The organism is Streptomyces sp. BBFR102 (assembly GCF_051397025.1).
Classification (GTDB): Bacteria; Actinomycetota; Actinomycetes; order Streptomycetales; family Streptomycetaceae; genus Streptomyces.
The window spans coordinates 4,144,729-4,157,914 of the sequence record NZ_CP195757.1 but is presented as its reverse complement, the minus strand read 5'-3'; the positions used below and the strand labels follow the sequence as shown (position 1 = coordinate 4,157,914).

The window sequence follows — 13,186 nt, the reverse complement described above, 5'->3', positions numbered from 1 at the left end:
GGGTGGGGCCGGTCAGCTCCGGTCGGCCGCCTGATCGGCCGGCTTCTCGCCGGCTTCCTTGTCGCCCTTCCCGTCCTGCTCTTCCTTGCCCGCGTCCTTGGAACCGGCCGCGCCGGCCGGGTCCTTGTCGGCGTTCTTGCCGCTGCCCGCCTCGGCTGCGGCCTTCTCCATGGCCTCAAGGGCCTTCTCCAGCTCGGCCTGGGCCTTGCCGTAGGCTTCCCAGTCGCTTTCCTTCAGCGCGGTCTGCCCGTCGTCGTACGCCTTCTGGGCGTCCTTCAGAGCGTCCTCCACCGCGTTGCCGCCGGTCGGCGGGTCGGTCGGCTTCTCCGGCTGCTCGCCCGGCGGCTGTTCGGCGCCCTCGGCCCCGAAGATCTTGTCCAGCGCGTCCCCGAGGGTGTCCTCGAAGGCGGTGGCGCCGCCGTAGGTGACGAGGACCTTGCGGAGCAGCGGGTACTTGAGGCCGCCGCCCCGGACGTAGACCGGCTCCACGTAGAGCAGGCCGCCGTCGAGGGGCACCGTCAGCAGGTTTCCGTACTCGACCTCGGAGTCGCCGCCGCGCAGCAGGCGGATCGACTCGGCGATGTCCTGTTCGGAGTTGAACTGGCTCTGTACCTGTTTGGGACCGCTGACCGTGGTGCTGGCCGGGAGTTTCAGGACTCTGATCTTCCCGTAGTCGTCCGCGTCCGCCTCCGCGTTGACCGCCATGAAGGCGCTCAGGTTGTCGCGGTTGTTGGGCGTGAACGTCGTGGTCAGGGAGAACGCCTGCTTCTCCTGGTCCGGCATCCGCATGCTGAGGTAGTAGGCGGGGACGGACTCGCCCGACTTGTTGGTCGGGTCGTCCGGGACCTGCCAGACCTGGCTGCCGGAGAGGAAGGTGTTGGCGTTGTCCACGTGGTAGCGGGTGAGCAGTTCACGCTGGACCTTGAAGAGGTCCTGCGGGTACCGCAGGTGGTCCATCAGCTCGTCGGAGATGTCGCTCCGGGGCTCCACCGTCCCGGGGAAGGACTTCATCCAGGTCTTGAGGACCGGGTCCTTGGTGTCCCACTCGTAGAGCTTGACCGTGCCGTCGTAGGCGTCGACGGTGGCCTTGACGGAGTTGCGGATGTAGTTGACCTGGTTCTCCTGGGCCACCACCGCCCGCTGCTGGTTCTCCGCGGTCAGCGAGTCCGCCGTGGTGTCGCCGAGAGTGGTGCGCGAGGAGTACGGGTAGCCGTTGCTCGTCGTGTACGCGTCGACGATCCACTGGATCTTGCCGTCGACCACTGCCGGGTAGGCGTCGCCGTCGATGGTCAGCCAGGGGGCGACCGCCTCGACGCGGTCCTTCGGGGTGCGGTTGTAGAGGACCTGGGAGCCCTCACCGATCGCTCCCGAGTAGAGGATCTGCGGCTCGCCGAAGGCGACGGCGTAGGCGGCGCGGTTGACCGGGTTGGAGAGGTCGACCCCGCCCTTGCCGGAGAAGCTCGTCGTCTTCTCGCCGTCGTCGTCGGAGTAGTCGATCTCCTTCTGGGGGCCGCCGACGATCGAGTACTGCTCGGTGCGCTCGCCGTAGTAGATCCGCTGCTCGTACTTGTTCTTGACCAGGTCGCCCTCGGAGGGCAGGTCCGACTCGGTGAAGACCGGACGGCCCTCGCTGTCGGCCGTGGTGCCCTCGGCGGCGACCACGCCGAACCCGTGGGTGTAGCGGAAGTGGTCGTTGATCCAGTTGTTCTTCGGGATGCCGTTGAGGTTCAGCTCCCGCAGGCCGATGACGGTGTCCTTGGTGTTGCCGTCGGCGTCCTGGTAGCGGTCCACGTCCAGGTTCTGCGGGAAGGCGTAGTACCCCTTCATCTGCTGCAGCTGCTGGAAGGTGGGCGAGACGATGTTGGGGTCGAGGAGGCGGATGCTGGCGGCCTTGCCGACCTCGCCGCGCAGCTCGGTGCGGTCCTCCGTCTGCGCCTTGCCCGAGTACTCGGTGACCTGGGCGTCGTCGATCCCGTAGGCCTTCTTGGTGGCCTTGAGGTTCTGCTCGACGTACGGCGCTTCCTTGGCCTGCTCGTTCGGGTCGACCTGGAACTTCTGGACGATGGCCGGGTAGAGACCGCCGATGAGGATGGCGGAGAGGACCATCAGGCCGAAGCCGATCACCGGCAGCTGCCAGGTGCGGCGCCAGAGCGTCGCGAAGAACAGCAGGGCGCAGATGACGGCGATGCAGAACAGGATCGTCTTCGCCGGCAGATAGGCGTTGGCGTCGACGAAGCGCAGGCCGGTCCAGTTGCCGGCGGCCTTGAAGTCACTGGACTTCACCGCGAGGCCGTACCGGTCCAGCCAGTAGGCGACCGCCTTGAGGGCGACGAAGAGGCCGAGCAGCACCGAGAGGTGGCCGGTGGCCGCGCCGGTGGCGCGGGCGCCGGGACTGGTGACGCGCAGCCCGCCGTAGAGGTAGTGGACCAGGGCGGCGGCGACCAGCGAGAGCACCACGGCGGCGAAGCCGAAGCCCAGCAGGAAGCGGTACCACGGCAGGTCGAAGGCGTAGAACGAGACGTCCTTGCCGAACTGCGGGTCCTTCTCGCCGAAGGAGACGCCGTTGATCCACAGCAGCCAGGTCCGCCACTGGCCGGCCGCCGAGGCGCCGGAGATCAGGCCGATCACGGCGGTGGCGCCGATGAGCATCCACTTCTTGTACGGCGCGATGCTCATCCGGTAACGGTCGAGGCTCTGCTGCTCCAGCGACATGGCGCTGAGCGGCGGGCGCAGGCGGTGCGCCAGCCAGATGTTCACCCCCACCGCGAGCGCCATCAGGAGTCCGAAGACGAAGAACAGGCCGATCTTGGTCCACAGCGTGGTGGTGAAGACGGATGAGTAGTCGACTGCCTTGTACCAGAGCCAGTCCGTCCAGAACCCGGCGAACATGACGAAGAGCATGGCCAGTACGGCCAGCACGCCCAACGTCATGAGCAGGGTCCTGGAGCGCCGGGACGGTCGGCCGACTCTCATCCGTGGCCCCGTGGGGCCTCCGCCGCGGTCCGGCATCTGGAAAGCCAAGGTGCGCACCTCGAAGTTCGCGGGTTGGTTGTTCGCGTCGTTTTGTCGCGTTGTCGATCGCTTTTGTCAATCCGATCGGGCCCCGCGATCCTAGGGCCCACTGATGCAACTTACGGAAGCTTTACTCAGTTCCCGATTCCGGGGGTGGACGAGGCAGGATGTTGTGCATGTCCACTCTCTCCCCCTCCGGCCCCCCGATGGCCGGCTCCCCCCTCACCCGCGCCGTGCTGGAGATCGACGAGTACGTCGCCGGTCTCGGCTGGGACCGTCCCGCCCTGCTCTTCGCCCTGGTCGACACCGCGCGCCTGCGTGCCGACGAGCCCGGTCTCGCCGACCGCCTCGGCATCGGCGAGGGCGTCCCCGACGCCGCGCCCCTCACCCCGGTCGAACAGGAGGAGATCCCGGCCGGGAAGCCCCTGGACGAGTTCCTCGCCACGATCGCCTGGCCGGAGGCGGTGGCCGGCTGCGCCCTCGCCGTGGAGCGGCTGATGCTGCCGCCGTCCGCCGAGGCGCAGGTGCCCGACGGCCTGGACGACGCCGCGCTGGCGAAGTGGGTCGCCGCCCACCCGGACCGCCAGGAGGTGCGGATGACGGTCGGCGTGCTCCGCGACGGCGACCGTGACTCCGCGCTGCGGCTGCGGGAGAAGGACGCCTCGACCGAGGTGCTGACCGGCTCCGGCCTGGTGCCGGGGCTCGCCGAGGCACTGGCGGCGACCTTCGAGGAGTAGCCCGCGCTCCGGCACCGCGCCGCAGACGTACCGGGGGCCCGGGTCCGTAGGACGGACGCGGGCCCCCGGTGTACGCGCGGCAGCCGTCAGCCGGTGGTGCAGGCGGGGAGGGCCTCGGTGCGGTCGTCGCGGATCTTCTCCAGGGAGTCGACGGCGTCATCGATGGTGTCGACCTTGACCAGGGTGAGGCCGTCGGGGACGTCCTTGGCGGCGGTGGCGCAGTTGTCGGCGGGGGTGAGGAAGTACTCGGCGCCCTTGGCCCTGGCACCCACGGTCTTCATGCTGATGCCGCCGATGGGGCCGACCGTGCCCTCCTCGTCGATGGTGCCGGTGCCGGCGATGAACTTCCCGCCCGTCAGGTCGTCGGGGCTGAGTTTGTCGACGATGCCGAGGGCGAACATCAGCCCCGCGCTGGGGCCGCCGACGTCGGCGAGCTTGATGTCGACGGTGAACGGGAAGGTGTGGTCGGTCCCGGCCTGGATGCCGACGATGGCCCGCTTCGCCTCGGCACCGCTCTTGCCGGCGGGGGCGGTGGTGACGGTGACGCGCTCGGTCGGGCCGGGCTCCTCGCCGGCCTTCTCGGCGGCGGCCGCGTCGGCGGCGGGGACGATGGTGAAGACGACCGGCTCGCCCGGCTTGTGCTCGGTGACCAGTTCGGCGACGTCGCCGGGCTTGCGGACCGGGGAGCCGTCCACGCTCTTGATGACGTCCCCGGCGTGCAGCTTGCCCTCGGCCGGGTTGCCCTTGACGACGGTGGCGACGACGACCCGGGTGGAGACCGGGATGTCCAACTCGCGCAGGGCGGCGACCTTGGCGCTCTCCTGCGACTGGGAGAACTCCTCGGCGTTCTCCTGAGTGGACTGCTCCTCGGTCTTGCCGTCGGGGTAGAGCGTCTCGTGCGGCACCACGACGTTGTCGTGGGCGATCCAGCCGGCGACGGCCTGGAAGAGGTTCATCCGGTAGTCGGGGCTGGTGACCCGGACGGTGGTCATGTTCAGGTGGCCGTCGGTCGGGTACGTCTTGTGGCCCTTGATGTTGAGGACGGGCTCCCCGTCGTGGTCGCCCAGGGTGTTGACGGTCGGCCCGGGCGTCATCTCCGCGTACGGCACCTTGATGAGGACTCCCGCGCAGAGCAGCGCGATCAGCAGCAAGGTGGACGTCAGCATCGTCGCGGTACGGCGTGGCATGTCACGACAGTACGGGACCGGACCGTCAGCGCACCGCCGGGGCCGGTCCGTCCGAGGGCTGCCGAGCCTGCTCCTGCTCACCCGCCGCGGCCACCTCCGCGGGCAGGCCGGGGTCCGCCCCGGCCGCGTCACCGTGCGACTTCGCCATGGCGGCGCGGAAGCGCGCGTAGCCCGCCAGTTCCGGTCCGTCGTTCCTGCCCGGGTTGCGGGCGGCCCAGCTCCCCCAGAGGGCCGCGCCTATCGCGGCCATGAGCGGGATGAGCAGCCAGGCGAGCGCAGCCATGCGTACCTCCACGGAGCTGTGTCGAGCCGGCCGGTCGGCGGATCAGCGGACAAAGGTCCGCACGCCCCACGCTCGGCCCGAGGGCGTGATTGCGCAACCGGAACGGTTCTGCCCCGTGGTGGCGGGCCCGGCGACGGTTCCCCGGCCGGACGGCCGTGACCCGCTCGGACGCGTTGCGGCGAGCGGGTCAGGGGGAGCCGGACGGGCGGGTCAGCAGGCGCCGACCCACTCCTCGGTGCCGTCGCCGAAGGTCTGGTGCTTCCAGAGCGGGACCTCGTGCTTGAGATCGTCGATGAGCATCCGGCAGGCGGTGAAGGCTTCGGCACGGTGCGGGCAGGAGACCGCGACGATCACCGCGATCTCGCCGACCGCGAGGTCGCCGGTGCGGTGGACGGCGGCGAGCGCCCGTACCGGATGGGCGGCGACGACCCGCTCGGCGACCCGGCGCAGCTCCGCCTCGGCCGTGGGGTGGGCCGAGTAGCCGAGCCGGGCCACCTCCGCGCCGCCGTCGTGGTTGCGCACGGTGCCCACGAAGAGGGCGGTCCCGCCGGCGGCGTCCTCGCCGACCGCCTTGAACACCTCGTCCAGCGAGAGCGGGGTGTCCCGGACCGCCAGCAGCGCGATCGGGTCCGCGGCGGCCCGCTCGCCCGGGTGGTCCGGACGTTCCAGGTGCTCGGTGTGGGTGGATGCCATACGGCCATCGTGCCCCACCGCACGTCCCGGGGGAACGGTGGTTCCCGGCGGCCGGGGGCGTGCCGCGCCGGAGCCTCCGGCGGACAGCCGCCCCTCGGCCGGTCAGATCCGGCGCCGCGCCTTCCGCGCCCGGCGGACGATGGCGGCGGTGCCGAGCAGGGCGACGGTGGCTCCGGCGGCACCCGCGGCGGTGGCGTCCTTGCGGCCCAGGCGGCGCCCGGCGACGGTGTGGCGTCCGGCGACCTCCTCCAGCAGTTCCCCGAGGACCTCCTCGTTGGTCCACTTCGGCCGCCATCCGGCGTGGTGCAGCCTGCTGCCGCTGACCACCCACGGGTACATCGTGTACGCCAGGTCACCGGCGGGCGACGGAGTGAGACCGATCCGGTGGAGGCGGGCGGCGGCGCCCAGCGCCACGGCGGACGGCAGCTCCATGCGGCGGATGCCGCTCAGCTCCTCGACCTCCTCCTGCTCCAGCCAGCCGTCGCACCCCACGGCGAGGTCGCCCTCGACACGTTCGAGCACCGCGTACTCCAGCGCCGCGCACAGGTCCTCGATGTGGCAGAACTGCCAGGCGGGGCGCGAGTCGGCGACGACCAGCAGCCGGGGCGACTCGAAGTACCTGGTCAGCGCGGTGTCGGTGCCACCGCCGACCAGGACGGCGGGGCGCACCACGGTGACGTTGAGTCCCGGGTGGGTGCGCGGGGCGCGCTTGGCGAGCCGCTCGATCTCCAGGAGGTCGCCGACGCCGGTCGCCTCGGCGGTGGCACGCAGCTCGGCGTCCTCGGAGAGCGGCAGCTCGTTGTCGGGGAGCGCGCCGTAGACCATGGCGGAGGTGCACAGCACCACGCGGTGGACCCCGGCGGCCGGGGCGGCGGTCAGCACGGTCTGGGTGCCGCGGACGTTGAACGCCGTGCGGGCCGCCGGGTCGGACTCGAGGTCGAGGTCGAGGGCGAGGTGGACGACGACGTCGACGCCGCGCAGCTTCTCGGCGAGGGCCGGGTCACGGACGTCGAGGATCTGCCACTCGGCTCCCTCGCACTCCCCACGCCGCTCGTCGATGGCGATGACCCGCCTGATCTCCTCGGAGGCGGCGAGCCGCTCGGTCAGCAGGGCGCCGACTCCGCTCGCGGCACCGGTGACGGCGACCACCGGGCCGCGGACCGGACGGGCGGCGCGCTCCGCCGCGGGTTCGGGCGTGTCAGCGGCCTCGAAGGGCCCTGCGGGCGGGTTCCGGCCGTCGGGGAGCGGGTCGGCGGGGCCGGACGTTTCGGTCACTTGCGTGCGGTCCGCATCGGCCGCGGTCGGTTCGGACGAGAGGTCGGCCGGGTTTCGCGCTGCGCGAACCTGCGGATCTGGGGAACTCACCAGGTGTCTCCAGCGGTTGTCTTCAGTACGTACCCGAATGACACGTACGTACCAGGTGGCGTCCATCCTGCCGCAGCCCGGTGCCCGGCGGAGCACCGAGCCCCGACCGGCTCTTGGTGTCTACGCTGGGAAGTGAAGTCGGGCAAGCCGCCGCCGGAGGTACACCGGCGGCCCTACCAGCCGAGGATTCCCGTGAGTGACACCCCATTCGGATTCGGCCTTCCGCCGGAGGAGCCGGACGACGGCGACGAAGGCAAGAAGAAGGACCCCCAGGGCGGTGGCGCTGGTCAGGGCCCGGCGAACCCGCTCGGATTCGGGATGCCCGGCATGCCGGGCATCGGTCCGGGCGGCGGCGACAACCCGTTCGCCGCGATGTTCGGTTCGCTGAACCCGGCTGACCTGGGCGCCGCCTTCCAGCAGCTCGGCCAGATGCTCTCGTACGAGGGCGGCCCGGTGAACTGGGACATGGCCAAGCAGATCGCCCGCCAGACAGTGGCCCAGGGCACCCCGGACGGCACCAAGGACGCCAGCGTCGGCGCCTCCGAGCGGCACGCCGTCGACGAGGCGGTGCGCCTGGCCGACCACTGGCTGGACGGCGTGACCACGCTGCCCTCGGGCGCCAGCACCTCGGTGGCGTGGAGCCGCGCGGAGTGGGTCGAGGCGACGCTGCCGGTCTGGCAGGAGCTGGTCGACCCGGTGGCCGAGCGGGTCGGCGCGGCCATGGGCGACGTGCTGCCCGAGGAGATGAAGTCCATGGCGGGCCCGCTGCTCGGCATGATGCGCTCCATGGGCGGCGCCATGTTCGGCACGCAGATGGGCCAGGCCGTCGGCACCCTCGCCGGCGAGGTCGTCGGTTCCACGGACGTGGGGCTGCCGCTGGGCCCGGCCGGCAAGGCCGCGCTGCTGCCGCTGAACATCGAGGCCCTGGGTAAGGACCTCGGCGTCCCGCTGGAGGAGGTCCGGCTCTACCTCGCCCTGCGCGAGGCCGCCCACCAGCGACTCTTCGCCCACGTGCCGTGGCTGCGCTCGCACCTGTTCGGCGCCGTCGAGGGGTACGCCCGCGGCATCGACGTCGACACCGCCAAGCTGGAGGACGCCGTCAGCCAGCTCGACCCGTCCAACCCGGAGCAGTTGCAGGAAGCTCTTCAGCAGGGCATGTTCCAGCCGGAGGACACCCCGCAGCAGAAGGCGGCGCTGGCCCGTCTGGAGACGGCGCTGGCGCTGGTCGAGGGCTGGGTCGACGCCGTGGTGCACGAGGCCGCCAAGCCGCGCCTGGCCTCGGCGGACGCGCTTCGCGAGACGCTGCGCCGCCGCCGTGCCTCCGGCGGCCCGGCGGAGCAGACCTTCGCCACGCTGATCGGTCTCGAACTGCGCCCGCGCCGCCTGCGGGACGCCTCCCGGCTGTGGGCCTCGCTGGCCGACGCCCGGGGCGCGGACGGGCGGGACGCGCTCTGGGAGCACCCGGACATGCTGCCGACCGCGCACGACCTGGACGACCCGGACGGCTTCGTCCACCGCGAGCACGCCGACTTCTCCGAGTTGGACAAGCTCCTCGGCGAGGCGGCCGGCGGCCCGTCCCTCTCCAAGGACGGGCCCGCCGAGTCCGCCGAGAAGGACCAGGGCCCCGACGACGGCGAGGGCGACGGCCCGGACCGGGAGGGCGGCGAGGGCACCCGGTGACCCTGCACGACGACGCGGTCCTCGTCCTGAAGGGGTACGAGGACCAGCCCGGGCTGCGCCAGCAGTACCTGGACCACCTGGCGGCCCACCCCGACGGCATGTACAAGCCGTGCGGGGCCGGGCACCTCACCGCCAGCGCCCTGGTGCTCGACCCGTCCCGTGGGCAGGCCCTGCTCACCCTCCACCGCAAGCTGAACATGTGGCTCCAGATGGGCGGCCACTGCGAGCCCGAGGACACCTCGGTGGCCCGCGCCGCCTTGCGCGAGGCGACCGAGGAATCCGGCATCCCCGGCCTGGAGCTCCTCCCCGGCGGCCCGGTCCGCCTCGACCGCCACCCCATCCCGCCCCCCTGCAACTGGCACCTGGACATCCAGTACGCCGCCCTGGCCCCGCCGGGCGCGGCGGCGGCGATCAGCGAGGAGTCCCTGGACGTGCGCTGGTTCCCGTACGACGAGGTCGCCGACGTGGCCGACACCTCGGTGGTCTGTCTGCTGAACGCGGCCCGGGAACGGCTGGGGGCGGCGACGGGCTGAGGGGCCGCGTTCCGCCGCTCTCCGGCGCCGCAGGACGCTGGGTCGTGCCCCGTGCGGGCCCACGCTCTGCGGTGCCGCCGGTGGGGACGTCGGCGGGGGCCGTGGGGTGCTCGGTACCGACCGGCGTCCGGCGTACCCCGGTGCGGGGCCGCGAGGCGGGAGTGGGTCCCCGCCCCGTCGTGCCTGACGCGGGCACTGGCGGGGCGAGGTCGCGTGGCGGCCGGCCGACGGGGGCGCCGCTCACGACGCGGGCCCGTCCATGTCCCGGCGGAGGGGAGTCCCGTCGGTCGAGGCCTTGGTGCCGCTGCCAGTCGAGGGCTGGGCGAGTTGCTGGATGAGTGACACGGGCCCGCCCGGCGCCCGTCCCACCGGGCTCGCCGTCGACGCCGGCGGCTTCGTCGACGGGCCTGGTCGTGGGCGGAACGGCCGGGCGGTCTGGGCCCGGTCGCGTGAAGGCCCGGCCCGGTGCCACCGGCCGACTCCCGCACGGCGCTCCGGGGAGGCCGCCCGGACTCCCCGGCCGTCAGCTCCAGACGTTTCCCTGGTTCTGACCGCGGGCGCCCTGCTGGCCCATGCCGAACTGGCCCGCGAGGCCACCGGTGGCGGCGTCCTGCGGGGGCAGCAGCTCGCTCGGCTGAACCAGGGCGGAGCCGGAGCCGAGGAAGCTCAGCTCCCAGCCTTCCCCGGTGCTGCCGCGTCGCCGCCAGACGCCGGAGGAGTGCGTCTGGGCCTGCATCTGCACGCGTAGCGAGGTGGACCAGGCGACGACGGCATCGGCGTCGGCGCTGACGTACTTCTCCGGGGTGACCTGGAGCATCAGGGGCGGGCCGGAGGTCATCAGGGCGATCGTGCCCCGGCCGGTGATGTTGAGCTGGTACTTGCCCGAGCCGGAGATGCCGCACTGACTGTCCACCGCGAGGACCTCGGCGTGCAGCGAGGAGTCCATGGCGAGGACGTAGGAGCTGTCGACGGTCAGTCCGTCCTGCTCGACGTCGAGGACGTGGACGTACTGGGCGAGGTTGGCGAAGTAGACACTGCCCTGGCCGGAGCAGCGCATGAGGTCGAGCCCTTCGCCGGTCCAGGCGCGGGCCCGCTGCTGCTGGTGGGACTGGTACTCCCCGTCGAACTCGATCAGGCCCTGGTAGGCGACCATGGCGCCCTTGCGGGCCAGGACGTCGTCGTGGCCGGTGAGGGCGACCCGCAGCATCTGCGCGTTCTGCAGCGCGTAGCGGTCCCGGGACTGCTGCTCGGTGAAGGCGAAAAGCGGACTCTGCATGGTGGTGCTCCCCCCTCAGCCCCGGACCCGGAGGCGGTCGGTGCTGTCCTCGCTGGGCTGGACGACGACGATCCCCTCCCCGGAGAACGCCATCTGGTACGCCTCGCCGCTGCCCCGGCCGATCATCGAGGACGCCTTGAAGCTGCGTTTCCCCTTGACCCTGAGGTGGGGCGACCAGGCGATGAGCGCGTCCGGGTCGACGTACGTCTCGTCCTCGCCGCGCCCGCAGTCGACGACGATCGGTGTGCCGCGCGAGGTCAGCGCGACCCAGCCCTGGCCGCCGACGCGGACGTTCCACAGCCCTTGTCCGGCGAACTTGGCCAGCCCCTTGACCCGCTCCACGCCCCAGTCGAGCTGGGCGTCGAAGGCGAGGAGGTTGGTGCCGTTGACGGAGAGGGAGTCACCGCCGAGATCGATGGCCACGACGTCCGCGCCGTAGTCGGCGAGGTAGAGCAGGCCGTCGCCGGTGCACTTCATCAGCGGGGTGCTCTCGCCGGTGATCCACTGACCGGCGATCTGGCGCACGGCCGGCGGGTTGGGCTCGTACTGGACGAAGCCCTCGTAGGCGACCATGGAGCCGGTACGCGCGTACAGGTCGTAGCCGCTCCGCATGGCGACCTTGACCATGCTGTGGCCGTGGTTCTCCATCCGGGCCGCGACGGGCGTCGGGGCGAAGCCCGCGAGCTGCTGGTTCATGGCTTGCTCCCTCAGATCTCGTAGGGCTGGACGACGACGAAGTTGCCGGGGGCGCCCCGGAACTGGAGGTTCACGCCCTCTCCGCTGTGGCCCGGGTAGGCGTTGCGCCTCATCCTGACCTGCGAGGAGACGACGACCTGGGCGGCGGCGGACCAGGCGACGACGGCGTTGCTGTCGGCGAAGGTGGTCGGGGTGACGGGGAGGACCACCGGAGTGCCGCGGGTCTTCACCACGACGGTGCCCGTGCCCTGGAACTGCAGGGTGAACAGGGCGCCGCCCGGGATGCCGTGGCCGTCGATCCGCCGGACCTCGTAGGCGAGGGTCTCGTCGAAGGCGAGGACGTTCTCCGCGCTGACGCAGAGCGCGTCGCCCTGGAGCTCGACGGGGTGGAGGTTGGCCTCGTTCTCGGCGAGGAAGACCTGGCCGCTGCCGGTGCAGCGCATGAGCGACAGCCCCTGGCCGGTGGCGTTCCCCGTGACGCGGCCGGCGAGGCCCGCGCCCTTGTAACCGAAGTCGACCTTGCCCTGGTACAGCACCATGCTGCCCTGCCGGGCGAGGACGGGCTGCGCGTCGGCACCGAGGTCGACCCGGACGAGCTGGCTGTTCTGCTGGGTCCAGCGGGTGCCCGTCGGGACCTCACGGTACTTCTGGAAGGCGGCCGACACTCCAGGCGTGCCGCTTTGACCGCCGACGGGCTGCGGCTGACCGTACGGCCCGGGCGGCTGTGGCTGCTGGCCGGGGAAGCCGCCGGGGGCGGGCTGCGGGTGGCCGTAGCCGGGCGGAGGGCCGTGGCTGCCGAGGTGCAGGGCGGGCGGTTGACCGTATCCGGGCGCCGGGGGCTGACCGTACGGGCCCGGTGGTGGAGGCGGGGGCGGAACCTGGCCGCCGGGCTGCGGCGCCGGGGGCGCGAGGGGCGCCGCCATGGTGGGGGCGGCGTGCACGGGCGTGGGGTGGGGCGCCGCAGGAGGCCCCTGGTGCCCGGCGTGCGGGTGGGGTGCGGGGGTGTGCGGCACCTGCGGCGGGACGTACCCGTCCGGGGTCTGCTGCGGCGCGGGGGCGGGCGGGGCCTGCTGCGGCTGGGGCTGCGCGGGCGGCGGGGCCGGAGCCCGCGGGGTGGCGGGCGGCGCGAAGGCGGGCGGCGCGAAGGCGGGGGCGGCCTCGGGAGGCTGCGGTGCGGGAGCCTCCGGTTCCTCCTCTTCCAGGACCTCACCGCCGAAGTTCCGCAGCAGCGCCTCCAGGCCGCCGTCGAAGCCCTGGCCGACGGCGGCGAACCGCCAGACGTCCTTGACGTAGAAGTCGCCGAGCATCACCGCGCGCTCGGTGCTGAACTCCGAACCGTCGAAGGAGTATCGCGCGACCTCCTCGCCACCGGCCACGATCCGCAGGTAGCCGGGGCCGATCTGGGACATCTGTCCGACGCCGTCGAGCGTCGCGGTGAAGGACAGCTTCCGGATCTGCGGCGGAATCCGCTCCAGCGTCACCCGGAACGACTCGGTGTCGCCCGCTTGCGCCCCCAGCAGTTGGAGGGACTCCTCGGGCGAGGCGGGCTGGTTGAAGAAGATGAAGTACCGGTCGTCGGAGAGGCGTTCGTCGGCGTCGAGACCGAAGCAGCTGATGTCGAAGGTCAGCCCCGGTCCGGTGATCTGCACGCCGACGTACAGGTCCGTGCCGGCCGTCAGGTCACTGATCCTGGCCTTGTGGCCGCGCTGGAATTCCCTGGCCAT

Annotated in this window: 11 protein-coding genes; 3 read left to right on the top strand and 8 right to left on the bottom strand. The window is 72.1% G+C overall.

Annotated elements, in window-relative coordinates; all coding sequences use genetic code 11:
- Positions 1 to 12: 12 nt before the first annotated feature.
- On the bottom strand, positions 13 to 3,009 hold the full coding sequence (locus ACSLIC_RS18600) for a UPF0182 family membrane protein (RefSeq protein WP_436740411.1): 2,997 nt from the start codon (positions 3,007 to 3,009) through the stop codon (positions 13 to 15).
- Between the two features lie 179 nt (positions 3,010 to 3,188).
- Between ACSLIC_RS18600 and ACSLIC_RS18595 the strand changes: the two genes are divergently transcribed.
- Positions 3,189 to 3,749, top strand: a complete 561-nt coding sequence (locus ACSLIC_RS18595; protein WP_436738835.1) for a PPA1309 family protein — start codon at positions 3,189 to 3,191, stop codon at positions 3,747 to 3,749.
- Positions 3,750 to 3,835: 86 nt separating this feature from the next.
- On the opposite strand, the gene ACSLIC_RS18590 is transcribed toward ACSLIC_RS18595, so the two are convergent.
- The 4 genes from ACSLIC_RS18590 to ACSLIC_RS18575 all read right to left on the bottom strand — a co-directional run bounded on the left by ACSLIC_RS18590 (position 3,836) and on the right by ACSLIC_RS18575 (position 7,277).
- Positions 3,836 to 4,936, bottom strand: a complete 1,101-nt coding sequence (locus ACSLIC_RS18590) for a YlbL family protein (RefSeq protein ID WP_436738834.1) — start codon at positions 4,934 to 4,936, stop codon at positions 3,836 to 3,838.
- Between the two features lie 25 nt (positions 4,937 to 4,961).
- The gene (locus ACSLIC_RS18585; protein WP_436738833.1) at positions 4,962 to 5,219 is read right to left on the bottom strand and encodes a hypothetical protein; all 258 of its coding nucleotides are present in this window, start codon (positions 5,217 to 5,219) and stop codon (positions 4,962 to 4,964) included.
- 210 nt (positions 5,220 to 5,429) lie between these two features.
- Positions 5,430 to 5,912, bottom strand: coding sequence for a molybdenum cofactor biosynthesis protein MoaE (locus ACSLIC_RS18580; protein WP_436738832.1), 483 nt, complete (start codon positions 5,910 to 5,912; stop codon positions 5,430 to 5,432).
- Between the two features lie 102 nt (positions 5,913 to 6,014).
- The gene (locus ACSLIC_RS18575) at positions 6,015 to 7,277 is read right to left on the bottom strand and encodes an SDR family oxidoreductase (RefSeq protein WP_436738831.1); all 1,263 of its coding nucleotides are present in this window, start codon (positions 7,275 to 7,277) and stop codon (positions 6,015 to 6,017) included.
- Between the two features lie 192 nt (positions 7,278 to 7,469).
- Between ACSLIC_RS18575 and ACSLIC_RS18570 the strand changes: the two genes are divergently transcribed.
- Together ACSLIC_RS18570 and ACSLIC_RS18565 are read left to right on the top strand one after the other, a co-directional pair.
- Positions 7,470 to 8,957: a zinc-dependent metalloprotease gene (locus ACSLIC_RS18570; RefSeq protein WP_436738830.1), complete on the top strand. Its 1,488-nt coding sequence runs from the start codon at positions 7,470 to 7,472 to the stop codon at positions 8,955 to 8,957.
- On the top strand, positions 8,954 to 9,490 hold the full coding sequence (locus tag ACSLIC_RS18565) for an NUDIX hydrolase (protein WP_436738829.1): 537 nt from the start codon (positions 8,954 to 8,956) through the stop codon (positions 9,488 to 9,490). Before ACSLIC_RS18570 ends, ACSLIC_RS18565 begins: the two co-directional genes overlap by 4 nt.
- 523 nt (positions 9,491 to 10,013) lie before the next feature.
- Here the strand turns inward: ACSLIC_RS18565 and ACSLIC_RS18560 are convergent.
- From ACSLIC_RS18560 to ACSLIC_RS18550, 3 genes are read right to left on the bottom strand one after another with little or no spacing between them, the layout of a single operon-like run.
- On the bottom strand, positions 10,014 to 10,766 hold the full coding sequence (locus ACSLIC_RS18560; RefSeq protein ID WP_436738828.1) for an AIM24 family protein: 753 nt from the start codon (positions 10,764 to 10,766) through the stop codon (positions 10,014 to 10,016).
- Between the two features lie 15 nt (positions 10,767 to 10,781).
- Positions 10,782 to 11,462, bottom strand: a complete 681-nt coding sequence (locus ACSLIC_RS18555; RefSeq protein WP_436738827.1) for an AIM24 family protein — start codon at positions 11,460 to 11,462, stop codon at positions 10,782 to 10,784.
- 11 nt (positions 11,463 to 11,473) lie between these two features.
- Positions 11,474 to 13,186 (bottom strand): TerD family protein, encoded by a 1,713-nt coding sequence (locus ACSLIC_RS18550; protein WP_436738826.1) that lies wholly within the window; start codon positions 13,184 to 13,186, stop codon positions 11,474 to 11,476.

What these genes read in the sequence shown, in the direction of transcription:
- ACSLIC_RS18600 (WP_436740411.1), bottom strand. Translation starts at nt 3,009, where the DNA reads ATGCCGGACCGCGGCGGAGGCCCCACGGGGCCACGGATGAGAGTCGGC.
- ACSLIC_RS18595 (WP_436738835.1), top strand. Translation starts at nt 3,189, where the DNA reads ATGTCCACTCTCTCCCCCTCCGGCCCCCCGATGGCCGGCTCCCCCCTC.
- ACSLIC_RS18590 (WP_436738834.1), bottom strand. Translation starts at nt 4,936, where the DNA reads ATGCCACGCCGTACCGCGACGATGCTGACGTCCACCTTGCTGCTGATC.
- ACSLIC_RS18585 (WP_436738833.1), bottom strand. Translation starts at nt 5,219, where the DNA reads ATGGCTGCGCTCGCCTGGCTGCTCATCCCGCTCATGGCCGCGATAGGC.
- ACSLIC_RS18580 (WP_436738832.1), bottom strand. Translation starts at nt 5,912, where the DNA reads ATGGCATCCACCCACACCGAGCACCTGGAACGTCCGGACCACCCGGGC.
- ACSLIC_RS18560 (WP_436738828.1), bottom strand. Translation starts at nt 10,766, where the DNA reads ATGCAGAGTCCGCTTTTCGCCTTCACCGAGCAGCAGTCCCGGGACCGC.
- ACSLIC_RS18555 (WP_436738827.1), bottom strand. Translation starts at nt 11,462, where the DNA reads ATGAACCAGCAGCTCGCGGGCTTCGCCCCGACGCCCGTCGCGGCCCGG.
- ACSLIC_RS18550 (WP_436738826.1), bottom strand. Translation starts at nt 13,186, where the DNA reads ATGGCCAGGGAATTCCAGCGCGGCCACAAGGCCAGGATCAGTGACCTG.